Raw genomic sequence first — 21,125 nt, 5'->3', positions numbered from 1 at the left:
GGCGTACTCCCATTGTGGGGCGGGACAGGACATGGGGAGCCGGCCCGACGGCGTGAGCGGTTCGACGTCAGGTGGAGAAAGGGTCCAGCGGTACTGCGGGGAGGATCAGACGCCGAGTGAGGGGAGCACGACGGCGTCGAAGTACGCGCTGAGGAAGGCGCGGTCGACCGGCCGGTCCTCGATCAGCGGGCGGGCGATGAACGCACCGATCAGCATGTGCGGGACGAGCTTCAGCGCCGGGTTGTCGGCGGCGACCTCGCCCCTGCGGACCGCTCGTTGCAGCACTTCGTCGAGGCCGTTCATCTCGGGTTCGATGAGCAGCTCGCGCAGTGCGCGGTGCAGTTCGGGGTTGGTGTGGACGGCATGGGCGAGGCCCCGCATCAGCGCGGCGTCCTTGTCCATCTGGCAGTCGTCGGTGTGGGCGAGCATCTCCTGGATGTCGCCGCGCAGCGAGCCGGTGTCGATCTCGGAGAGATCGGCGGGCTTGTTGGCGCGGAGTGCCCGGGCGACCAGCTCCGGCTTGCTCCCCCACTGGCGGTAGAGGGTGGCCTTGCTGGAGTGGGTGCGGGCGGCGACGGCGTCCATGGTGAGGGCGTCGTAGCCGACCTCGCGGAGGAGGTCGAGCACGGCTGTGTACAGCTCGGACTCCCGCTCGGGAGTGAGTCTGCTGCGAGCCATGACCGGCTCCTCCGATCGACACTGCGAACGAAACGGTTTCGTACAGTACGAAGATACCCCCGCCCCCAACGAAACGAAACCGTTTCGTACGTGTCCTGGCCCACACGCGCGTCCGCATCCCGTCCTCGCGCACGCGGACACACGTACGAGTTGCCGCGCCCCCTCCGCGCGGAAAGCATGTACAGGTGAGTGACGACGTCGCGTATCTCCGGTTTCCGCACCTCCACGACGACCTGCTGTGCTTCGCGGCCGAGGACGATCTCTGGATCGCGCCCCTGGTCCCCGAGGGCCACCGCCCCGGCCGGGCCTGGCGGCTGACCGTCGACCGCACCCGGGTCGGCCACCCGCGCTTCTCCCCGGACGGCCGCCACATCGCGTACACGAACTGGCGCAGCCTCGACCCGGAGATCCACCTCGTCCCCATCGACGGCGGCTCCGCCCGGCGCCTCACCTACTGGGGCTCCACCGACACCCGGGTCTGCGGCTGGACTCCACCGGACCCCGACCGGGACGGCCGCTCCGATATCCTCGCCGTCTCCTCGCACGGGCAGCCCTTCTCGTACTACTCCTGGGCCTACACCGTCCCCACCGACGGCTCCCCCGGCCTCCGCATGCCCTGGGGCCCGGTCTCGGACATCGCCGTCACCGACGACCCCGTCGTCTGCGGCCACCCCGGCGCCACCGGCAACGGCGGCGACCGCCGTACCCTCCTCCTCACCGGAAAGCCGCCGCACGAGCCGGCCTCCTGGAAGCGGTACCTCGGCGGCGCCACCGGACGGCTCTGGCTCCACGGCGAACGGCTGCTGCCCGACATCGGCGGCCACCTGGACTGCGCGATGGCCGTCGACGGCCGGGTCGCCTTCCTCTCCGACCACGAGGGCATCGGCAACCTCTACTCCTGCCTGCCCGACGGCACCGACCTGCGCCGCCACACCGACCACGACGCCTTCTACGCCCGGCACGCCTCCACCGACGGACGCCGGGTCGTCTACCAGTGCGCGGGCGAGCTGTGGATCGTCGAGGACCTCGCGGCCGACTCCCGCCCCCGGAAGCTGGAGGTCCGGCTCGGCGGGCAGCGCGTCGGCCGCCGCCACTACCAGGTGCCCGCCGCCCACCACGTCGACGCGGTCTCCGTCGACGAGACGGGCCGGGCCAGCGCCGTCTCCGTACGCGGCAGCCTGTACTGGCTCACACACCGCGACGGCCCGGCCCGCACGATCATCGACACCCCGGGCGTCCGCGTCCGTCTCCCCGAGATGCTCGGCAGCGGCGGTCAGGTCGCGTACGTCACCGACGCCGACGGAGAGGACGCCATCGAGGTCGCCTACCTCCCGCGCGCCAGCGGCGACCGGCCGCCGCGCCGGCTCGCCTCGGGCCGGCTCGGCCGGGTCGAGGAACTCATCTCCGACCCGGACGGCGAGCGCCTCGCGATCGCCTCCCACGACGGACGGCTCCTCCTCATCGACGCGACGGAGGACGCGACGGAGGACGTGAGCGAGGGCTCGACGGAGGACGCGGGCGAGGGCTCGGCGGAGGACGCGGGCGAGGGCTCGGCGGCGGACGCGGGCGAGGGCTCGGCGGAGGACGCGGGCGAGGGCTCGGCGGCGGACGCGACGGAGGACTCGGGGAAGCACTCGGGGGAGGACTCCGGGCCGGACTCCGCCGAAGGCTCCGCGGGAGGCTCGGCCGAGGGCTCCCGGGAGGGCGGGGTCACCGAGCTGATCCGATCCGTCAACGGACCCGTCCGCGACCTCGCCTTCTCCCCCGACGGCGCCTGGCTCACCTGGTCCCACCCCGGCATCGGCCGCTCCCTGCGCTCCATCAAGATGGCCCGCATCTCCGGACCCGGCGCCCGGACCGTCATCGACGTCACCAACGGCCGCTTCGAGGACGAGAACCCCGTCTTCACCCGGGACGGCCGCTACCTCGCCTTCCTCTCCTGGCGGGGCTTCGACCCGGTGTACGACGTCCACACCGGCGACCTCTCCTTCCCGCTCGGCTGCCGCCCCTACCTCGTACCGCTCTCCTCCGCGACGCCCTCGCCCTTCGCGCTGCTGCCCGACGGGCGCCCCGCGGCCGGCGGCCTCGACCCCGCCGACGACGAGGCGGACACCGGCGACGGCACGGTCACCGTCGAGATCGAGGGGCTGCCCGACCGCGTCACCCCCTTCCCGGTCACCGCCTCCAAGTACTCCGCCCTGCACCCCGTCAGCGGCGGCGGGCTGGTCTGGCTGCGCTGGCCCATCTCCGGCGCGCTCGGCGAGACCTTCGCCAACCCCGCCGACACCTCGGGCCGCCCCACCCTGGAGCACTTCACCATCACCAAGGCCCGCAAGACCGAACTCGCCAAGGACCTGGACTGGTTCGCCGTCAGCGGCGACGGCACCCGGCTCGTCGTCGCCGACGAGGGGGAGCTGCGGGCCGTGCCCGCCACCGAGTCCGGGGACGGCGACTCCACCGTCTACCTGGACCTGAGGCGCATCCTCCACGAGGTCGATCCGGGCGCCGAGTGGCGCCAGGCCTTCGACGAGGCCGGCCGGATCGTCCGCGCCTACTTCTGGGAACCCGGCATGGGCGGCGTCGACTGGCCGGCGGTCCTCGACCAGTACCGGCCGCTCGTCGAACGGGTCTCCTCCCCCGACGAGTTCGCCGACCTGCTCCGCGAGGTCGTCGGCGAACTGGGCACCTCGCACGCCTACGTCACCCCCGCCCGCCGCAACGAGGGCCCGCCGCACTACCAGCGGCCCATGGGCCTGCTCGGCGCCAACCTCGTGCCCCGGGAGGCCGGCTGGACGGTGAAGCGGATCCTGCCCGGCGAGTCCTCCGACTCCAAGGCCCGCTCGCCGCTCGCCGGCACCGGCATCCGCGAGGGCGCCGTCCTCACCCACGTCGACGGCCGGCCCGTCGATCCGGTCGCCGGCCCGTACCCGCTGTTCTCCGGCACCGGCGGCACCACCGTCGAGCTGACCTTCACCCCCGCCGAGGGCGAGGGCCGCTCCCGCCGCGTCGCCGTCGTCCCGCTCGTCGACGAGCGGCCGCTGCGCTACCAGGACTGGGTCGCCAAGCGCCGGGCCGTGGTCCGGGAGCTCAGCGGAGGCCGCTGCGGCTACCTGCACATCCCCGACATGGGCGGCTCCGGCTGGGCGCAGTTCAACCGCGACCTGCGCATGGAGGTCTCCCGGCCCGCGCTCATCGTCGACGTCCGCGGCAACGCCGGCGGCAACATCAGCGAGCTGGTCATAGAGAAGCTCACCCGCAGGATCCTCGGCTGGGACCTCACCCGGAACGCCCAGCCCGTCTCGTACGCCTCGAACGCCCCGCGCGGCCCCGTCGTCGCCCTCGCCGACGAGGCCACCTCCTCCGACGGCGACATGATCACCGCGGCCTTCAAGCTCCTCGGCCTCGGTCCCGTCGTCGGCCAGCGCACCTGGGGCGGCGTCGTCGGCATGACCGGCCGTCACCGGCTCGGCGACGGCACCCAGATCACGGTCCCGATGAACGCGGCCTGGTTCCCCGAGTACGGCTGGTCCCTGGAGAACCACGGCGTCGAACCCGACCTCGCGGTCCTGCGCACGCCCCTCGACTGGGCCGAGGGGCGGCACGCCCAGCTCGACGACGCCGTGATCGTCGCCCTCTCGCTCCTCGAGGAGACCCCGCCGGCCAGCCCCCCGGGCTACGAGGCGGTCCCCGACCGCTCCCGCCCGAAGCTGCCGCCGCGGCCCTCGGGCCCTCCGGACGCCCCCTAGGGCGTGTGGGTCGCGCCGAGGTCCAGCTCGTAGGAGGTGCCCGGCTCGCCGTCCAGCGTGACGCTCCCGACCGCGCCGAAGCCGACCCGCCCGAGCACGGTCCTCGACCCGGTGTTGTCGAGGGTCGTGGCGGCGGTCAGCCGCGTCAGCCCGTACGCCTCCCGGGCCAGCCGGCACACCTCGCGCACCCCGGCCGTCGCCACACCCCGCCGGGCCGCCTTCTCGGCGACCCGGTAGCCCAGCTCGGCAGCCCCGTCGGCGGCGTCCACGAGGTTGAAGCGGCCGAGCACCTCCCCGTCCTCCCCCACCAGGACGTGGAAGTGGATCGCACCGGTCTCCTGCTCGTCGAGGAGCGCCCGGTGCCGGTCCTCGAACTCCTCGAAGAAGGCGTCGCCCCGGTCGGGCACGGAGGCGGCGAAGTAGGCGCGGTTGTCCCGCTCGAACGCGAGCAGGGCGGGCGCGTGGTCGGAGCGCAGTCGCTGCAGTTCAGGCATGGGGGCACGGTATGCGCTCGCCTGGGATAGGGCGCCCTAATATCCTGCGGCCCGGGGCCGGTCACGGCGGAAACCCGCCGGGCGGAGCACGCCGTCCAGGATGCAGAAGATGCAGAACAGGAATCCGCATGCCCGCACGACCACCGAACGGCCAGACCCTCATCCAGTCCGTCCAGCGCGCCGTCCACCTCCTGCGCGCCCTCAACCACCGGGGCGGCAGCGCCAGCGCGAAACAGCTCGCGCGCGACACCGACCTGCCGCTTCCCACCGCGTACCACCTGCTGCGCACCCTCTGCCACGAGGGCCTGGTGAGCAAGGACCGCCACGGGTACGCGCTCGCGGACCCGGACGGCCTCGCCGTCCCGCAGTCCTCCGCGCCCGAGAGCCTGCCCACCCAGGAGTGGGCCGACCAACTCAGTCTGGAACTCGACGCCGCCGTCTACTTCGTCGTCTACCGCGAGGGCGAGATCCGGGTCACGACCGCCTCCCGCAACCCCGACTGCCCGCCCGTCGGCGAGTGGGCCGAATTCCGCCTCACCGGCCACGCGCACGCCGCCGGCCAGGTGCTCCTCGCCCAGCTCGGCGACGAGGAGCGCGCCGACCACCTCGACCGGCACCCCGCGACCCCGCTCACCCGGCACACCGTGGCGGGGCGCGCCGCCATCGAGCGCCGCCTCGCCTCCCAGCGGCGCGGGACGCCCTTACTCGAGTACGAGGAGTACGCCCTCGGCTCCGTCTGCGCCGCCGTCCCCATCACGGTCGGCTCCTCGGCCGCCGCCCTGGCGATATCGCTGCCGTCCGTCCGGACCTCCGACCTCAAGCCGCTCGCGCACCGTCTCCAGGACCGCGCCGAGAGCGTCCTCCTCGACCGGACCTTCTCCATCACCCCCCGCACGCCCCGCCCGTCCCGCACCGGGAACGCGTGAAGGCGCACCCGGCGTCCCGGGTGCGCCTTCACGGAGCGGGCGTCAGGCGTCGTAGTCCTGGTCGAAACGGTCCTGGGCCTCCTGCTGGGCCCGGCGCGTCTCGTCGTCGGTGCGTTCACGGCCCTTGGAGGCGCGCTCGGACGCCTCGTCCTTCGCCTTGCCCGCGGCCCGCTTGGCCTGTTCCTTGAGCTGCTCCGCCTTGTCCTTGAACTGGTCTTGCATGCCCATGAAGGTTCACTCCTAGAAGGGTGTGAGGGGGACGGGGCGTCGCGCCCCTCGGGCTCGACCAGCCTTGCACGCGCTCACATTCCACGCATTTCGATCAGCACGGCCCCCCTCACTCCCCGTCACCGACGGGCTGTGCCTCCCGGGTCTCCCGCGCGCGCCTGCTCGTCGGCCGCTCCGCCGGCGCCCACGAGGCCCTTGGAGACGGAGCCGAGCCGGGGCTCGAAGCGCCGCATCTCCCGCTGTCCGACGGTCGCGATCATCCCGGGCAGGTAGCCCCGGACCGACTGCATCCCGCGCAGCCACCACTGCGCGTAGACGTGGGAGGAGCGCCGCTCGATGCCCGCGACGATCCGGTCGACGGCGGGGCCGAGGGGGTAGGTGCGGTTCGCGGGCCACGGAAGCCGGGAGCGGAGCTCGCGCATCACGTCGTCCTGGTCGGCGCCCCGCACCATGTCGGTGTCGGTCCAGGAGAGATAGCCGACGCCGACCCGCACGCCCTTGTAGGCGACCTCGGCGCGCAGGCTGTGCGCGAAGGCCTCGACGCCCGACTTGGAGGCGCAGTACGCCGTCATCATCGGGGCCGGGGTGATCGCCGCGAGCGAGGCGATCTGGAGGAAGTACCCGCGGGACTCCATGAGGACGGGCAGGAACGCCCGGCCGGTCACGGCGCCGCCGATCAGGTTGACCTCGATGACCCGCCGCCAGGCGTCGGGGTCGGACTCGACGAACGGACCGCCCGCCGCGACACCGGCGTTGGCGACGACGATGTCGACCTTCCCGAACCGCTCCTTGACCTCGGCCGCGACCTTCGCCATGGCCTCGTGGTCGGTGACGTCGGCGTGCCACCAGTCGGCCTCGGTGTGCAGCCGCCCCGCGACCTCCTTGAGCTGCTCGGGCTCCAGGCCGACGAGCGCGATCTTCGCGCCGCGCGCGGAGAGCTTGCGGGCGAGGAGTTCGCCGACGCCTCGGGCCCCTCCGGTGACGACCGCGACCTGTCCTTCCAGGCTCACCCTGCTCATGCCTGCTCCTTCTCCTTCTCCTGGTCCCCGGACTTCACGCCCAGGTACGTGAGGGTCAGTTCGCGGATCTGCGCGGTGACGGCCTCGGGGGCCTCCACCGGCGTCATGTGGCCCATGCCGGCCAGCTGGACGAGGCCCGTGCAGTGCGGCAGCGCGTCCGCCATCGCGCGGGAGTGGACGGCCGGGGTGAGCCGGTCGGCGGTGCCGACGAGGACGGCCACCGGCAGCCGGAGCTCACGCAGTCCGGCTTCGAGGTCGAGGCCGGCGAGCACCTGCGACCAGCCGTGGCGGGCGCCGCGCGGGCAGGCGTGCACGATCCGGGCGCAGGCCTCGACGCGGTCGGGCGCCGTACCCGGTCCCATCGTCGCGTACTTGAGGACCTTCTTCGAGACGGCGTTGACCGGGCCGAGCGGCGCCTTCGCACCGAGGACGGCCGTGGTGAGCCGGCTGCGCAGGCCGCCGGGCCGGAGCGGGACGACGGTGGCCTCGGCGGTGAGCCGGGAGGGCCCGGTGGAGCAGAGGAGGACGGCGGCGGCGTGCTGCCGGAAGCGGGGGCGTGCGGCGGCGGCCATGATCGTCATGCCGCCCATGGAGTGGCCGGCGAGGACGGCCCGCTCGCCGGGACCGAGGGTGGCCGCGAGCACCGCCTCCAGGTCGTCGGCGAGCGCCGTCGTGGAGTAGCCGCCGGGGGCGGCCGCGGGGGACCCGCCGTGGCCGCGCTGGTCGTAGGCGATGACCCGGTGGTCGGCGGCGAGCGCCCGTATCTGCTCGGCCCAGAAGGCGGTCGAGCAGGTCCAGCCGTGGGCGAGGACGACGGCGGGCGCGCCCTCGGGGCCGTACACCTCGACGTGGATCGGGGAGCCGTCGGCGGAGAGGGCGGTGAGCTCGCGGGGCGCGGGCAGCGGGCCGGGGCGGGCGCTCACTGGGCGGCCTCCTTCTTGCGGGAGGCGGCGCGGCCCTTCTCCGCCGGGGCGGGCTCCGCCGCGCGGACCACCTCGTACTCGGAGAGGTCGACCTGCCGGGTCTCCTTGCGGAACTCGCCCGTCGTGCCCGGCCACAGCGTGGTGTTGCGGCCGTTGGCGTCGAGGTACCAGCTCTCGCAGCCGCCCGCCTTCCAGACGGTCCGCTCCATCCGGGCCTGCACCTTGCGGTTCCAGACGCCGACGGCGGAGGGGCGGACGGCGAGGGCGGCGCGACCGCCGCGCCCGGAGGAGGTGAGCAGGGTGAGCTGGCGCAGGTAGTCGGCCATGTAGTTCAGCTGGGACTCGATCATCAGGATCATCGAGGAGTTCCCGAGGCCGGTGTTGGGGCCGATGACGGTCATGAAGTTGGGGAAGCCGACGGCGGTGGCGCCGCGCAGCGCCTCCATGCCGCCCTTCCAGGTCGCGGCGAGGGTCTTGCCCTCGGCGCCGACCACTCGCTCGGCGATCGGCATGTCGGTGACGTGGAAGCCGGTGCCGAAGACGATCGCGTCGACCTCGGTCTCGGTGCCGTCGGCGGCGACGACGGTCGAGCCGCGGACCTCGCGCAGTCCGGAGGCGACGACGTCGACGTTGGGCTGGGCGACCGCCGGGTAGTAGGTGCTGGAGAGCAGGATGCGCTTGCAGCCGATGCGGTACGAGGGCGTCAGCTTGGCCCGCAGCGCCGGGTCCTTGATCGCCTTGGCGATGTTGGCCTTGGCGAGCTTCTCGATGAGGCCGAGTTCGTTCGGGTGCTTGGTGAAGGCGCCGACCTGGAGTTCGCGGATGCCCCAGAGCAGGCCGCGGCGGAGGGTGCCGGTGACGGGCACGGCGCGGTGCAGCCAGCGCTCGGGGCCGCTGATCGCCCGGTCCATGCGGCGCATGACCCACGGGGGCGTGCGCTGGAAGAGCGTCAGCTTCCCGACCAGGGGCTGGATCGCGGGCACGATCTGGATGGCGGAGGCGCCGGTGCCGATCATGGCGACGCGCTTGCCGGTGAGGTCGTAGTCGTGGTCCCAGCGGGCGGAGTGGAAGACCTTGCCGGGGAAGTCGGCGAGCCCGGGGATGTCGGGGATCTTGGGGTCGGAGAGCGGCCCGGTGGCGGAGACGACGACGTCGGCGCTGAAGCGTCCCCGGCCGGTCTCGATCTCCCAGCGCAGCGCCTCGGCGTCCCACTCCATCCGCAGTACCTCGTGGCCGAGGCGCAGGTGGGGGCGGATCCCGAAGGTGTCCGTGACATGCTCCAGGTAGGCGCGGATGTGGCGCTGTCCGGAGAAGGTCCGCGGCCAGTCGGGGTTGGGCGCGAAGGAGAAGGAGTAGAGGTGCGAGGGCACGTCGCAGGCGCAGCCGGGGTAGCTGTTGTCGCGCCATGTGCCGCCCACGGAGTCGGCCCGCTCCAGGACGACGAAGTCGGTGATTCCCTCGCGACGCAGCCGGACGGCGGCGCCGAGGCCACCGAATCCCGATCCGATCACCGCCACCCGTACGTGCTCGTGCTTCGCCATGCCGCCTCCCGCGCGCCCAGCAGATCACGCCAGCAATCACTGGCACAGTCGGGACTGTAGAGCAGCTCCAAACCGAGCGGTAGGGGTACGGCGAGGGAAAGTTACCGGCGGTACAACATAGGCTGGCGTGCGTGGCAGAAGGATCAGTCGAAGGATCAGTCGCGGGGCCGGTCGAAGGACCGGGGCCCGGCGGCGTACGCGAGTACCGCATGGAGGAGCTGGCGACGGCCGCCGGCATCACCGTGCGCACCCTCCGCTTCTACCGCGAGCGCGGACTGATCCCGCCGCCCCGCCGCGAGGGCCGGATCGCCTGGTACGACGAGCACCACCTCGCCCGGCTGCGCACCATCGCCGCCCTTCTGGAGCGCGGCCACACCCTCAACGGCATCGCCGATCTCACCAGCGCCTTCGAGAGCGGCCGGAACGTCCGCGAGGTCCTCGCCCTCGGCTCCCCCACCGAGGAGGAGCCCGTCCGCCTCACCCCCGAGGAGCTCGCCGACCACTTCGCCGGCGAGGTCACCCCCGAGAACCTCGCAGCCGCCCTCGACCTCGGCTACCTCGTCACCGACGGCGAGGAGATCATCCACATCAGCCGCCGCCTGCTCGACGTCTCCGCCGCCCTCGTGCGCGAGGGCATCCCGCTCGCCGAGGTCCTCAAGGCGGGCGCCCGCGTCCGCGAACACGCCGACGCCCTCGCGGAGCTCTTCACCGACCTGCTGCGCGCCCACGCCGCCGAGGACGACGTCTGGCGCCTTCGCCCGCTCGCCAAGAACGTCGTCGAGGCGGAACTGTCCCTCGCCCTCGACCGCCACCTGCGCTCCGAGAAGGGCTGATCCCCCCGCGCGGGGGGGCCTCATGGCCGCCAGACAGGTTCTTCAAAGGTTCTTCATGACCCCGGTCCTACGGTCGGGCCACCCACCGCGCTCACGGCCCGGGGCCCGACGGCCACGCCTACGGCGACCACCAGTGGGACTCGACCACGGCCGCCGCCAAACGGGCCGCCCGCACCTGCGCGCCGATCGTCGGCGACCCGGTGGAGCAGGGCCCGCGCCGAGCGGGAAACACGGGGGAGGATGCCCCCGGACGGCCTCTACAGCTCGTAGACGGCGGTCACGGGTGCGTGGTCGCTCCACCGCTCGCCGTGGGTGGCGGCGCGCTCGACGTAGGCCTTGACGGCCTTGGCGGCGAGGCCGGGGGTGGCGATCTGGTAGTCGATGCGCCAGCCGCTGTCGTTGTCGAAGGCGCGGCCGCGGTAGGACCACCAGGAGTAGGGCCCCTCCTGCTCGGGGTGGAGGGCCCGCACGACGTCCACGTACCCTCCCTCGCCCTCGTCGAGCACCTGGCCGAGCCACTCCCGCTCCTCGGGCAGGAAGCCGGCGTTCTTCTTGTTGGCCTTCCAGTTCTTGAGGTCGACCTCGCGGTGGGCGATGTTCCAGTCGCCGCAGACGACGACCTCGCGCCCGTCGGCGGCGGCCCGCTCCCGGAGTCCCTTCAGATAGGGCAGGAACTCCCCCATGAACCGGTACTTCTCGTCCTGGCGCTCGGTGCCGACCTCGCCGGAGGGCAGGTAGAGGCTGGCGACGGTCACGCCGGGCAGGTCGGCCTCGATGTACCGCCCGCTGCCGTCGAACTCGCTCGACCCGAAGCCGACGCGCACGGCGTCGGGCTCGCGGCGGGTGTAGAGGGACACCCCGGCGCGCCCCTTGGCGGCGGCGGGCGCGTGGGCGGTGAACCAGCCCTCGGGCGCCCGGACCTCGGCGGGCAGCTGCGCCTCCTCGGCACGCACTTCCTGCAGGCAGACGGCGTCGGCGGAGGTGCCGGCCAGCCACTCGACGAAGCCCTTCTTCGCGGCGGCGCGGAGACCATTGACATTGACTGACGTGACAGTGAGCATCCCGGGAGAATACCGACACCCTCACCATGCATACATGTACGATGAATCGCATGAACATCCAGCCCACGCCTTTCGACCACCCCGACGCCGTCAAGCTCAACGACGCGGTGCAGCTCGAATACGCCGCCCGCTACGGCGACGAGGGCGACGCCACACCGCTGGACGCCGCGATGTTCGTCCCCCCGCTGGGCCTGTACCTCCTGGCCTACGACACGGAGGGCCGCCCGGTCGCCACGGGCGGCTGGCGCACCCAGGACGAGAACGACGAGGGCTACGCGGACGGCGACGCCGAACTGAAGCGCATGTTCGTGGTCCCGGAGGCCCGCGGCCTGGGCCTGGCCCGCCGCTTCCTCGCTCTCCTGGAGGCCGACGCCCGCACGGCCGGCCGCACCCGCATGGTCCTGGAAACGGGCACGGCCCAGCCGGAGGCGATAGCCCTCTACACCTCCAGCGGCTACGAACCCTGCACCAAGTTCGGCCACTACCGCGACTACCCCAACAGCCGCTGCTTCGCGAAGAACCTCGCCTGACCCTTCGCCGCTCCCGGGGGAGGGCGGCCGGGTCCACCAACCACACAAAAGAGAGGATCCCGCCCGATCTTACGATCGGACGGGATCCTCTGTGTCTGTGGACCTGTGGGGATTTGAACCCCAGACCCCCTCGATGCGAACGAGGTGCGCTACCAGACTGCGCCACAGGCCCTTGCGACGTGTGAAACATTAGCATCCCGACCGGCTCACGCAAAAATCCGTTCCGCCGCAGGTCACCGGGGGCCGTCGCGAGCCCCCGGCGGGGTCACTCGTTGGCCGCCCGGGGGCGGTCGTCCTCCGCGTACTGGTCGAAGAGGGGGGTGCGGCCGTCGTCGCGGCCGCGGCGGGGCGGGGTGGCCCGGCGACGGGGGGCCGGGGACGGTGCCGGGGCCGGGTCGGCGGCCGTGGAGGAGCGGGCCGCGCTCCAGGTCTCCGGGTCCGTGATGTCGACGCCGCTCGACGCCCGCGGCGCGACCGGCGCCGTGACGTACGTGGGGAGCGGGACCGGGACCGGCTCCCAGCTGTCACCGCGGGCCGGGCCGCGCTCGCGCTGCTGGTCCACCCACTCCGCGTGGTCCGTCTGCTCGACCAGGGCGCGGCGGCCCGCCTCCTGCGGGGACACGGGCGGCGTCGAGACCGGGGCCTGGTCGGCCTCCGGCTCGGGCGTCGGGGCGGGGCGCCGGCTCTCGCGCAGCCGGGCCGCCGCCGCTTCCGCGCGGCGCCGGTCCATCACGTACACGAAGCGGCGACGCTCCTGGACCCGCAGGTGCACGATGTACGCGCTCAGGAGCAGCGCCGGGACCGCGGGCACCCAGAGGAAGGCGACGCCGCCGACGGCCGCGACGACCGCGCCGAGGGTGAACCCGGCGAAGAGGAGCGTCGTGGTGCGCCGGCGCCGGGCGAGGACCTTGCCCCGCCGGGCCCGCTCGGCCGCCGCGCCGCTCGTGGCGGGGCGGGCCGGCGCGGGGGCCGGTTCCGGTGCGGGTTCCGGCTCGGGCTCCGGGAGTTCGAGGCGCGCCTCGGTCCTGGCCGCGGGCGCGGAAAAGGCCCGGACGTCGACCGAGCTCAAATGCTCGGTCGCCGCGTCCGGGTCCACGTCGGGCGTCGGTCCCTCCGCCGTACGGTCCCGCTCCTTCAGCTCCTTGGCGTACCGGCGCTCCATTCCCGCCCGTCCGGACAGCAGCCGGATGGCGGTGCTGAAGCGTTCCGTCGGACGGGCTTCGTTCAGCTCGTCCTGCCTGCGGAGCCACATCGGCACCAAGTAGGCGGCCCAGGCCCCGACGATGACTGCGTAGATGAGGCCGCTGCTGCTCACGCCTCACACGGTAGAGGGGTTCACGGGAGGGCATCGGCCAATTGGCCCGGTGTGTCGCACGATCTGGCTGATATCACTGAACTTTTTTGTGATTGTTCAGATCGTTTGCGTTCCAACTACCGATTGAATTCGAACACTTATTTTATTCTTGCCTGTCGCCAACGCCTCAGCAATCCCTCCGGCACCTCTTCCACCGTCATCGCGAAGACCAGATGGTCCCGCCACGCGCCGTCGATGTGGAGATAGCGGGGCCGCATCCCCTCCTCGCGGAAGCCGAGCTTCTCGACGACCCGGCGCGAAGGGCCGTTCTCCGGGCGGATGCACACCTCCATCCGGTGCAGTCCGACCGCGCGGAAGCAGTGGTCGACGGCGAGCGCGACCGCCGTCGGCATCACCCCGCGCCCGGCCACCTCGCTGTCCACCCAGTAGCCCACGTGCCCCGAGCACATCGAGCCCCAGGTGATCCCGGCCACCGTCAACTGCCCGACGAGACGCCCCTGGTACTCGATGACGAACGGCAGCATCCGGCCCGCCTTCGCCTCCGACCGCAGATGGCGGACCATCTGACGGTACGTCGGCCGCTGCGCGACCGGGCCGCTCGGCGCCGGAGGCGGAACCGTCGCCTCCCAGGGCCGCAGCCACTCGCGGTTGCGCCGGTTCACCTCGCGCCAGGCCGCCTGGTCGCTCATCTTTATCGGGCGGAGGACGACGTCCCCGTCCACGAGGACCACGGGCCAGGACGGGATCATGACGTTCTCGGGTGGTCGCCGCCGCGGATCTGGTCGACGGCGTGGACCAGCAGCGGCTCCAGGACGGCCAGGCCGTCCTTGACCCCGCCCGGGGACCCGGGCAGGTTCACGATCAGCGTGCCGCCCGCGACACCGGCGAGACCCCGCGAGAGCGCCGCCGTCGGCACCTTCTCCCGGCCGTACGCGCGGATCGCCTCCGGGATGCCCGGGATCTCGCGGTCCAGGACCCGGCGGGTCGCCTCGGGGGTCTCGTCGGTGGGCGAGATGCCCGTACCCCCGGTCGTGACGATCGCGTCGTACCCCGCCTCGACCCCGGCCCGCAGCGCGGCCTCGACCGGCGCCCCGTCCGGGACGACCTGCGGGCCCTCCACCGCGAAGCCCAGAGCGGTCAGGCCCGCGGCGATCAGCGGGCCGCCCTTGTCCTCGTAGACCCCGGCGGACGCCCGGTTCGAGGCGGTGACGACCAGCGCCCGGTACGGGGAGGGCGAGGCGTCGTGCTCGTGCCCGCCCGGCACCCGGCCCTCGCGCGTGCCGTGCTCGTGCCCGCCCGTCACCCGGCCCTCGCGCGTCACGAGTCGCTCCGCGTCCAGTGGCCCGACTTGCCGCCCGTCTTCTCCTCCACCCGTACGTCGGAGATGACCGCGCCCTTGTCGACCGCCTTGATCATGTCGACGACCGTCAGGGCCGCCACCGAGACCGCCGTCAGGGCCTCCATCTCGACGCCCGTGCGGTCCGTGGTCTTCACCGTCGCCAGGATCTCGACCGCCTCGTCCGTGACCGCCAGGTCCAGGGTGACGCCCGAAACCGCGAGCGGATGGCAGAGCGGGATCAGGTCGGGGGTCTTCTTCGCGCCCATGATCCCGGCGATCCGGGCCGTCGCGAGCGCGTCGCCCTTCGGGACCCCCTCGCCGCGCAGCAGCTCGATCACGCGCGGCGACACGAGGACCCGCCCGCTGGCCCGCGCGGTGCGGGCCGTGACGTCCTTCGCGGAGACGTCGACCATGCGGGCCGCACCCGCCTCGTCGATGTGGGTGAGACCTTGCTGCGTGCTCATGGCCGTGACACTCCCGGTCGCTGTATGGGGACGACACCGTACCCCCACCCTCGCCCCCTCAGCCGAGGAGGACCACTTCCAGCTCGCTGCCCGGCTCCACGCCCTCCGCCTCCTCCGGGACCACGAGCAGGCAGTCCGCGTGCGCGAGGGCCGCGACGAGATGCGAGCCGGCACCCCCCACGGGAGTGACGGTGCCCGCCTCCGGGTCGTACGTGCCGCGGAGGAACTGACGGCGGCCGGCCGGGGACGACAGCGCCTTGTCGGCGGCGAGGACCGCCCGGACCGTCGGCCTGTGCAGGTCCTCCACACCCATCAGGGCCCGGATCGCGGGCCGCACGAACAGCTCGAAGGAGACGTACGAGGACACCGGGTTGCCCGGCAGCGCGAGCAGCGGGATCTGCTCCTCGCCGATCGCGCCGAAGCCCTGCGGCTTGCCCGGCTGCATCGCCAGCTTCCGGAAGTCGACCTGACCCTCGGCGGTCAGCGCCTCCTTCACCACGTCGTACGCGCCGACGCTCACCCCGCCCGTCGTCACGATCAGGTCCGCCCGGATGAGCTGGTCCTCGATCGTGGCCCGCAGGGTCTCGGCGTCGTCGGTGACGGCGCCCACCCGGTAGGCGAGGGCGCCGGCGTCCCGCGCGGCGGCGGCCAGCGCGAAGCTGTTGGAGTCGTGGATCTGGCCCTCGCCAAGCGGCTCGCCGGGCTGGACCAGCTCGCTGCCCGTGGAGATCACGACCACCCGGGGGCGCGGCCTGACCCGCACGGTGCCCCGGCCGATCGCCGCGAGCAGCCCGATCTGCGGCGGCCCCAGGACCGTGCCCGCCGCGAGCGCCAGCTCCCCGGCCCGTACGTCGCTGCCCTGCGCGCGGACGTGCGCGCGGTCCTCGGCCGCGCGGTGCACCCGCACCTCGCCGCCCGCCCCCTCCGGCGCGGCGCTCGCGGCGCGCATGCCGGTGGCCGCGCCCCCGCCCGTACCGCCGTCGGTCCACTCGACGGGGACCACTGCCTCGGCGCCGGGCGGCAGCGGGGCGCCCGTCATGATCCGGGCGGCCTCCCCGGGGCCGACGGTGGGCAGCCCGCCGTCACCGGCGGCGACGTCCCCGATGACCGTGAGGACGGCGGGGAACTCCTCGGTGGCACCGGCGACATCGGCGACCCGCACCGCGTACCCGTCCATGGAGCTGTTGTCGAAGGGCGGCAGTGCGACCGGGACCGTCACGTCCTCGACGAGGACGCAGCCCTGCGCGTCGAGCAGTTGGAGCTCGATGGGTTCGAGCGGGCCGACCGTCGCGAGGATGTCGGCGAGGTGCTCGTCCACCGACCACAGGCCTCGGACCGGCCCCTCGCAGGGGTCCGCCGGGGCGCCCTCGGGGCCGTGCTCGTGGCCATGACCGTGCTCGTGGCCGTGGGCGTCGCCGTGGTCGTCGGACGGCGACGGTGCCGCGCTGCTGCTCAAGGTCCTACATCTCCTCGCTGACATACCTCCGGAGCCAGTCCCGGAAGTCCGGTCCCAGATCTTCACGTTCGCACGCGAGTCTGACAATGGCACGCAGATAGTCCCCGCGGTCACCGGTGTCATAGCGGCGGCCCTTGAACACGACACCGTGCACCGGCCCGCCGATCTTCTCGTCGGCGGCGAGCTTCTGCAGGGCGTCGGTCAGCTGGATCTCCCCGCCGCGGCCCGGCTCGGTCTCCCGCAGCGTCCCGAAGACGGCCGGATCCAGGACGTAGCGGCCGATGATCGCGTAGTTGCTCGGCGCCTCCGCCGGCTCCGGCTTCTCGACCAGGTCCGTGACCCGCACGACGTCCGCGTCGGCGGTCGCCTCGACGGCCGCACAGCCGTACTGGTGGATCTGCGAGGGCTCGACCTCCATCAGCGCGATCACGCTGCCGCCCTCGCGCTCCTGGACCTCCACCATCCGGGCGAGGAGCGGGTCGCGGGGGTCGATCAGGTCGTCGCCGAGGAGCACGGCGAAGGGCTGGTCGCCGACGTGCGGGGCCGCGCAGAGCACCGCGTGCCCGAGGCCGCGCGGGGCACCCTGGCGCACGTAGTGCATGGTGGCGAGGTCGCTGGACTCCTGGACCTTGGAGAGGCGCTCGTCGTCGCCCTTCCGGGTCAGAGCTTCCTCCAGCTCGTAGTTCCGGTCGAAGTGGTCCTCAAGAGGACGCTTGTTGCGGCCGGTGATCATCAGAACGTCCGAGAGACCGGCCGCGGCGGCCTCCTCGACGACGTACTGGATCGCCGGTTTGTCGACGACCGGCAGCATCTCCTTCGGCGTCGCCTTGGTGGCCGGGAGGAAGCGGGTGCCGAGGCCCGCGGCCGGGATGACAGCCTTGCTGATCCGGCCGAGCCTGGGGAGCGACTGATTCATGGGGTGCACCTTAGTCGTTCGGAATGAGAGAAAGATGTGGCTTCGATTAACTTCATGCACATAAAGGCAGTTACAAGACTTTCGTGAATTCCGATGAGGCACCGATGACATCCGAGACATCCGATTCGCCCGAAAAGCCCCTGCTGCGCAGTCGACTTCTGGCCGCCCGCGCCGCCCTGAGCGCCGAGTCCCGCGCGGAGGCTGCCGCGGCCCTCGCCCGCCACGGAGTGGAACTGGCCGAGCTCGCCGAGGCGTCCACCGTCGCCGCCTACGTGTCCGTGGGCCGCGAGCCGGGCACCCGCGCGCTGCTCGACGCCCTGCACGCGCGCGGGGTGCGGGTCCTGCTCCCCGTACTCCTGGCCGACAACGACCTGGACTGGGCCTCGTACGAAGGTCCGGAGCATCCGGAGCGGCTCGCCAAGGCCGGCCGCGGACTCCTCGAACCGGTCGGCCCCCGCCTCGGACCCGAGGCCGTCTGCGCCGCCGACGCCGTCCTGCTGCCGGGGCTCGCGGTCGACGGGCGCGGGATGCGGCTCGGGCGGGGCGGCGGCTCCTACGACCGGGTCCTCGCCCGGCTGGCGCGGGCGGGCAAGGACCCCGCACTCGTGGTGCTCCTGTACGCGGACGAGGTGGTCGCCCGGGTCCCGGAGGAACCGCACGACCACCCCGTGCACGCCGTGGTGACCCCGGCCGGGGTCACCCGCTTCCGTACCGCCTGACCAGGGATCAGGGCTTGAGGACCAGCGTGTCCTTCGCCGCCGCGTCGACGGCCGCCTTGCCGTAGGCCCAGTCGTACAGCTCGCCCTTCGCCCAGGTGTCCGTCTGGTCGGTGTAGTTCGTGTGGAAGGCGTGACCGGAGGCGCCGGTCAGGTTGACCCACCGGGACTTGTCCCAGTCGCCGACGTTGACCACCATCCGCATCGACGGCACCCAGATGACCTCGTAGCCGCCGGCCGCGTTCCAGCCGGTCGCGTCGACCGCCGCCTCGCCGCCGCCCAGGTTCCACGGGCCGCGGTTGAGGAGCTGCTGCACTGCGCCGGGTCCGGCGGTGCCGAGGGTCTGGTTCTTCAGGGTCAGCTGGTGCAGCCGGCCCCAGCTCCAGGTGGAGATGTCCTTGCCGAGCTTGGCGGTCAGCTCCCAACGGGCGTCCTTCATGGCCCGGGCGAGCAGCTGGTCACGGGTCTCGGTGGCCGCGTCCATGCGGTTGCCCGGGGTCGTCCACCACTCGCTCTTCTCCTGCTTGAGCAGCGGGCGGACCACCTCGTACCAGCGGTCGCCGCCGTCCGGCTGCGCCGAGTCGGCATCGCGCTCGCCGCACTCGCGGACGAGCTTGTTCTGCTCGTCGACCGGTCCGGTGGCCTCCGCCGGGAGCACGTTGATGCAGTCGCCCTCGGCGCGCAGCTCCTTGGGCAGCTTGTCGCCGAAGGCGAGCTTCAGGACGTTGCGCCAGACCGCGTTGAAGTAGGCGGCGGCGGCCGAGTCGGGCTCCTGGGTGTAGTCCCAGCCCTCCAGCAGCTTCTGCGCCTCGCGGACGTACGGGTCGGAGATGTCGACCTTCAGCAGGAGCGGGTTGAGCAGCGTCGCGATCTCGCTGCGGTTGTCCGTCTGCATGGTCCGCATGTCGTCCGGCGAGATCTTGCCGCCGTCCTTGGTCTTCGACTCGATGAGGTCGTTGATCCGCTGGCTGCGCGAGCCGTAGCCCCAGTCCTTGGTGAGCAGGTCGGGGTAGGTCTTCTGGTCGATCACGGCCTGGTTGGCGGTGACGATGTAGCCGCGCGCCGGGTCGAACTCGTACGGCAGCTGCTCGAAGGGGATGTACCCCTTCCACTTGTACGTGGAGTCCCAGCCCGGCGCCGGGAGCGCGCCGTCGCCCTTGGTGCGCTGCGGGATCTTGCCCGGGGACTGGTAGCCGATGTGGCCCTCGGTGTCGGCGTAGATCAGGTTCTGGGACGGGACCTCGAAGTTCTTGGCCGCGGCCCGGAAGGTGGTGAAGTCCTTGGCGCGGTCGAGCGCGAAGATCGCGTCCATCGACTTGCCGGGCTGGAGCGCCGTCCACTGGAGGGAGACGCCGTAGCCGGTGCCGCGGTCGGGGGCGGCGTTGCCGACGGGGGCCTTCTGGCCGACCGTCTCCAGCTCGGAGGAGCGGTCGGAGACGAGCGGGCCGCGCTCGGTGGAGCGGACCGTGATCTTGCGGTCTTCGCCCCCGGCGACCTTGATGACCTCTTCGCGGGTCGTGAACGGCTTGGTCCTGCCGTCGACGAGGTAGCCGTCCGGGCCGATCTTCTCCAGGTAGAGGTCGGTGACGTCGGCCCCGAGGTTGGTGAGACCCCAGGCGATCTTGTCGTTGTGGCCGATGATCACGCCGGGCATGCCGGAGAAGGTGTAGCCGGCGACGTCGTAGCGGCACGTCGCGGAGACCGAGCGGCAGTGCAGGCCCATCTGGTACCAGAGGGACGGCAGCTGCGGCGAGAGGTGCGGGTCGTTGGCCAGGAGCGGCTTGCCCGAGGTCGTCTTGTCGCCGGCGACGACCCAGGAGTTCGAGCCGATGCCGTTGCCGTTGGGGCCGAGGAGCGCCGGGATGCCGTCGAGCACCTCGGAGAGCGCGCCGAGCTGGGCGTCCACGCCGCCGCCGCCGGAGGAGGAACCGGAACCGGAACCGCCGGGGCCGGTGCCCGGGGTGTCACCGGTCGTCGCCCCGTCGCCCTCGGTGGCGTCGGCCGCCGGGTCGAACTTCCCGGTGGTCTCGTCGACGGCACCCTTGTCGAGGATCGGCTGGTGCAGCGCGTACGGGTACTCCGGGTAGAGCTGCTTGATCTGGCTCGCGCTCATCCGGCTCGTCATCAGCGAGCGGTCGATCTCGTCCTGCATGTTGCCGCGCAGGTCCCAGGCCATGGCCTTGAGCCAGGCCACCGAGTCGACCGGGGTCCACGGCTCGATCGTGTAGTCGTTGGTGAAGGACAGGGCCGCGTACTCGACGGAGATGTCCTTCGGGGCCCGGTCCTTCAGGTAGGCGTTGACGCCCTCCGCATAGGCCTTGAGGTACTTCTTCGTCTCGGCCGACAGCACCGTGTCGTACTCCTGCTGCGCGACCCGGCGCCAGCCGAGCGTGCGCAGGAAGGAGTCCGTCTCGACCTGGCTCTCGCCGAACATCTCGGAGAGGCGGCCCGCGGTCACGTGCCGGCGGACGTCCATCTCGTAGAAGCGGTCCTGTGCCTGGACGTAGCCCTGGGCGCGGAAGAGGTCCGTCTCGTTGTCCGCGTAGATCTGCGGGACGCCGTTCGCGTCGCGTTTGACCTCGACGTCGGCGGAGAGGCTGTCGAGCCGGATCTCGCCGGTGGTCTGCGGGAACGAGGCCCGGACGGTGCTGACACCCCAGTACCCGCCGAATCCGATGCCCGCGACCAGTGCGAGGACCAGGACGAGGAGGAACAGACGGGCGCGCCGCCCTTTCTTCTTGGCGGTCTTCTTGCCCGGGGGCGCGGTCGTGTTGGAGGGCATCGCTGTCCTTCGAGGGGCAGGGTGGTCCTGGAGTACGGGTGCAACCTTAGGCGCAGCGTCCGGAGGGCCCGGACTCGGTGTCAGGAAGAGAACCGTACTGATGAGCGGGCCGACGCAAAGAAGGCGTCAAGAAAACGTTAAAGATTAGGTAAGGTAAC

Annotated in this window: 19 protein-coding genes and 1 tRNA gene; 5 read left to right on the top strand and 15 right to left on the bottom strand. The window is 72.4% G+C overall.

The features are described from left to right. Window positions 1-105: 105 nt before the first annotated feature. Window positions 106-678, bottom strand: a complete 573-nt coding sequence (locus tag IE124_RS13645) for a TetR/AcrR family transcriptional regulator (RefSeq protein WP_189507984.1) — start codon at window positions 676-678, stop codon at window positions 106-108. A gap of 185 nt (window positions 679-863) precedes the next feature. Here IE124_RS13645 and IE124_RS13640 point away from each other — a divergent pair, with 185 nt between their 5' ends. Beyond that, window positions 864-4,424 (top strand): S41 family peptidase, encoded by a 3,561-nt coding sequence (locus IE124_RS13640; protein WP_189507983.1) that lies wholly within the window; start codon window positions 864-866, stop codon window positions 4,422-4,424. On the opposite strand, the gene IE124_RS13635 is transcribed toward IE124_RS13640, so the two are convergent. After that, window positions 4,421-4,918 (bottom strand): GNAT family N-acetyltransferase, encoded by a 498-nt coding sequence (locus tag IE124_RS13635; RefSeq protein ID WP_189507982.1) that lies wholly within the window; start codon window positions 4,916-4,918, stop codon window positions 4,421-4,423. The genes IE124_RS13640 and IE124_RS13635 overlap by 4 nt on opposite strands. Before the next feature lie 128 nt (window positions 4,919-5,046). Between IE124_RS13635 and IE124_RS13630 the strand changes: the two genes are divergently transcribed. Continuing rightward, the gene (locus IE124_RS13630; protein WP_189507981.1) at window positions 5,047-5,844 is read left to right on the top strand and encodes an IclR family transcriptional regulator; all 798 of its coding nucleotides are present in this window, start codon (window positions 5,047-5,049) and stop codon (window positions 5,842-5,844) included. Window positions 5,845-5,886: 42 nt separating this feature from the next. On the opposite strand, the gene IE124_RS13625 is transcribed toward IE124_RS13630, so the two are convergent. From IE124_RS13625 to IE124_RS13610, 4 genes are all read right to left on the bottom strand, one after another. Beyond that, window positions 5,887-6,072 carry a hypothetical protein gene (locus IE124_RS13625; RefSeq protein WP_189507980.1) on the bottom strand — a complete coding sequence of 62 codons (186 nt, stop codon included), beginning with the start codon at window positions 6,070-6,072 and terminating at the stop codon, window positions 5,887-5,889. Window positions 6,073-6,191: 119 nt separating this feature from the next. Beyond that, window positions 6,192-7,091, bottom strand: coding sequence for an SDR family oxidoreductase (locus tag IE124_RS13620; protein ID WP_189507979.1), 900 nt, complete (start codon window positions 7,089-7,091; stop codon window positions 6,192-6,194). After that, window positions 7,088-8,014, bottom strand: a complete 927-nt coding sequence (locus tag IE124_RS13615) for an alpha/beta fold hydrolase (protein ID WP_189507978.1) — start codon at window positions 8,012-8,014, stop codon at window positions 7,088-7,090. Before IE124_RS13615 ends, IE124_RS13620 begins: the two co-directional genes overlap by 4 nt. Next, window positions 8,011-9,555, bottom strand: coding sequence for a flavin-containing monooxygenase (locus IE124_RS13610; protein WP_189507977.1), 1,545 nt, complete (start codon window positions 9,553-9,555; stop codon window positions 8,011-8,013). Before IE124_RS13610 ends, IE124_RS13615 begins: the two co-directional genes overlap by 4 nt. A gap of 209 nt (window positions 9,556-9,764) precedes the next feature. On the opposite strand from IE124_RS13610, the gene IE124_RS13605 reads away from it, so the two are divergent. Further along, window positions 9,765-10,388 carry a MerR family transcriptional regulator gene (locus IE124_RS13605; RefSeq protein WP_189508148.1) on the top strand — a complete coding sequence of 208 codons (624 nt, stop codon included), beginning with the start codon at window positions 9,765-9,767 and terminating at the stop codon, window positions 10,386-10,388. 257 nt (window positions 10,389-10,645) lie between these two features. Here the strand turns inward: IE124_RS13605 and IE124_RS13600 are convergent, their stop codons facing one another. Then, the gene (locus IE124_RS13600; RefSeq protein WP_189507976.1) at window positions 10,646-11,449 is read right to left on the bottom strand and encodes an exodeoxyribonuclease III; all 804 of its coding nucleotides are present in this window, start codon (window positions 11,447-11,449) and stop codon (window positions 10,646-10,648) included. Window positions 11,450-11,499: 50 nt separating this feature from the next. Between IE124_RS13600 and IE124_RS13595 the strand changes: the two genes are divergently transcribed. After that, complete coding sequence (locus IE124_RS13595; protein WP_189507975.1) at window positions 11,500-11,979, top strand: GNAT family N-acetyltransferase; 480 nt, start codon at window positions 11,500-11,502, stop codon at window positions 11,977-11,979. 98 nt (window positions 11,980-12,077) lie between these two features. Here the strand turns inward: IE124_RS13595 and IE124_RS13590 are convergent. The 7 genes from IE124_RS13590 to galU all read right to left on the bottom strand — a co-directional run bounded on the left by IE124_RS13590 (window position 12,078) and on the right by galU (window position 17,469). Beyond that, window positions 12,078-12,151, bottom strand: a tRNA-Ala gene (locus IE124_RS13590). Window positions 12,152-12,244: 93 nt separating this feature from the next. Then, window positions 12,245-13,294, bottom strand: coding sequence for a divisome protein SepX/GlpR (sepX, locus tag IE124_RS13585; RefSeq protein WP_189507974.1), 1,050 nt, complete (start codon window positions 13,292-13,294; stop codon window positions 12,245-12,247). Window positions 13,295-13,431: 137 nt separating this feature from the next. Then, complete coding sequence (locus IE124_RS13580; protein WP_189507973.1) at window positions 13,432-14,043, bottom strand: GNAT family N-acetyltransferase; 612 nt, start codon at window positions 14,041-14,043, stop codon at window positions 13,432-13,434. Then, window positions 14,040-14,558, bottom strand: a complete 519-nt coding sequence (locus IE124_RS13575; protein WP_189508147.1) for a MogA/MoaB family molybdenum cofactor biosynthesis protein — start codon at window positions 14,556-14,558, stop codon at window positions 14,040-14,042. The genes IE124_RS13580 and IE124_RS13575 overlap by 4 nt, the downstream gene beginning before the upstream one ends. A gap of 53 nt (window positions 14,559-14,611) precedes the next feature. Continuing rightward, the gene (gene moaC, locus IE124_RS13570; protein WP_189507972.1) at window positions 14,612-15,097 is read right to left on the bottom strand and encodes a cyclic pyranopterin monophosphate synthase MoaC; all 486 of its coding nucleotides are present in this window, start codon (window positions 15,095-15,097) and stop codon (window positions 14,612-14,614) included. Window positions 15,098-15,155: 58 nt separating this feature from the next. Further along, complete coding sequence (glp, locus tag IE124_RS13565) at window positions 15,156-16,553, bottom strand: molybdotransferase-like divisome protein Glp (RefSeq protein ID WP_229832430.1); 1,398 nt, start codon at window positions 16,551-16,553, stop codon at window positions 15,156-15,158. 4 nt (window positions 16,554-16,557) lie between these two features. After that, window positions 16,558-17,469, bottom strand: a complete 912-nt coding sequence (gene galU / locus IE124_RS13560; protein WP_189507971.1) for a UTP--glucose-1-phosphate uridylyltransferase GalU — start codon at window positions 17,467-17,469, stop codon at window positions 16,558-16,560. A gap of 104 nt (window positions 17,470-17,573) precedes the next feature. Here galU and IE124_RS13555 point away from each other — a divergent pair, with 104 nt between their 5' ends. After that, window positions 17,574-18,188 carry a 5-formyltetrahydrofolate cyclo-ligase gene (locus IE124_RS13555; RefSeq protein ID WP_189507970.1) on the top strand — a complete coding sequence of 205 codons (615 nt, stop codon included), beginning with the start codon at window positions 17,574-17,576 and terminating at the stop codon, window positions 18,186-18,188. Window positions 18,189-18,195: 7 nt separating this feature from the next. Here IE124_RS13555 and IE124_RS13550 read toward each other — a convergent pair whose 3' ends face one another. Then, the gene (locus tag IE124_RS13550) at window positions 18,196-20,967 is read right to left on the bottom strand and encodes a penicillin acylase family protein (protein WP_189507969.1); all 2,772 of its coding nucleotides are present in this window, start codon (window positions 20,965-20,967) and stop codon (window positions 18,196-18,198) included. Window positions 20,968-21,125: the final 158 nt, after the last annotated feature.

It is taken from the genome of Streptomyces narbonensis (genome assembly GCF_014649015.1).
In the GTDB taxonomy this organism is placed as follows: Bacteria; Actinomycetota; Actinomycetes; order Streptomycetales; family Streptomycetaceae; genus Streptomyces; species Streptomyces narbonensis.
This window is presented reverse-complemented; position numbering and strand designations above follow the sequence as displayed.

Coding starts and splice junctions, on each gene's coding strand:
- IE124_RS13645 (WP_189507984.1), bottom strand. CDS start 678: ATGGCTCGCAGCAGACTCACTCCCGAGCGGGAGTCCGAGCTGTACACA.
- IE124_RS13635 (WP_189507982.1), bottom strand. CDS start 4,918: ATGCCTGAACTGCAGCGACTGCGCTCCGACCACGCGCCCGCCCTGCTC.
- IE124_RS13630 (WP_189507981.1), top strand. CDS start 5,047: ATGCCCGCACGACCACCGAACGGCCAGACCCTCATCCAGTCCGTCCAG.
- IE124_RS13625 (WP_189507980.1), bottom strand. CDS start 6,072: ATGGGCATGCAAGACCAGTTCAAGGACAAGGCGGAGCAGCTCAAGGAA.
- IE124_RS13620 (WP_189507979.1), bottom strand. CDS start 7,091: ATGAGCAGGGTGAGCCTGGAAGGACAGGTCGCGGTCGTCACCGGAGGG.
- IE124_RS13610 (WP_189507977.1), bottom strand. CDS start 9,555: ATGGCGAAGCACGAGCACGTACGGGTGGCGGTGATCGGATCGGGATTC.
- IE124_RS13605 (WP_189508148.1), top strand. CDS start 9,765: ATGGAGGAGCTGGCGACGGCCGCCGGCATCACCGTGCGCACCCTCCGC.
- IE124_RS13600 (WP_189507976.1), bottom strand. CDS start 11,449: ATGCTCACTGTCACGTCAGTCAATGTCAATGGTCTCCGCGCCGCCGCG.
- IE124_RS13595 (WP_189507975.1), top strand. CDS start 11,500: ATGAACATCCAGCCCACGCCTTTCGACCACCCCGACGCCGTCAAGCTC.
- IE124_RS13580 (WP_189507973.1), bottom strand. CDS start 14,043: ATGATCCCGTCCTGGCCCGTGGTCCTCGTGGACGGGGACGTCGTCCTC.
- moaC (WP_189507972.1), bottom strand. CDS start 15,097: ATGAGCACGCAGCAAGGTCTCACCCACATCGACGAGGCGGGTGCGGCC.
- galU (WP_189507971.1), bottom strand. CDS start 17,469: ATGAATCAGTCGCTCCCCAGGCTCGGCCGGATCAGCAAGGCTGTCATC.
- IE124_RS13555 (WP_189507970.1), top strand. CDS start 17,574: ATGACATCCGAGACATCCGATTCGCCCGAAAAGCCCCTGCTGCGCAGT.
- IE124_RS13550 (WP_189507969.1), bottom strand. CDS start 20,967: ATGCCCTCCAACACGACCGCGCCCCCGGGCAAGAAGACCGCCAAGAAG.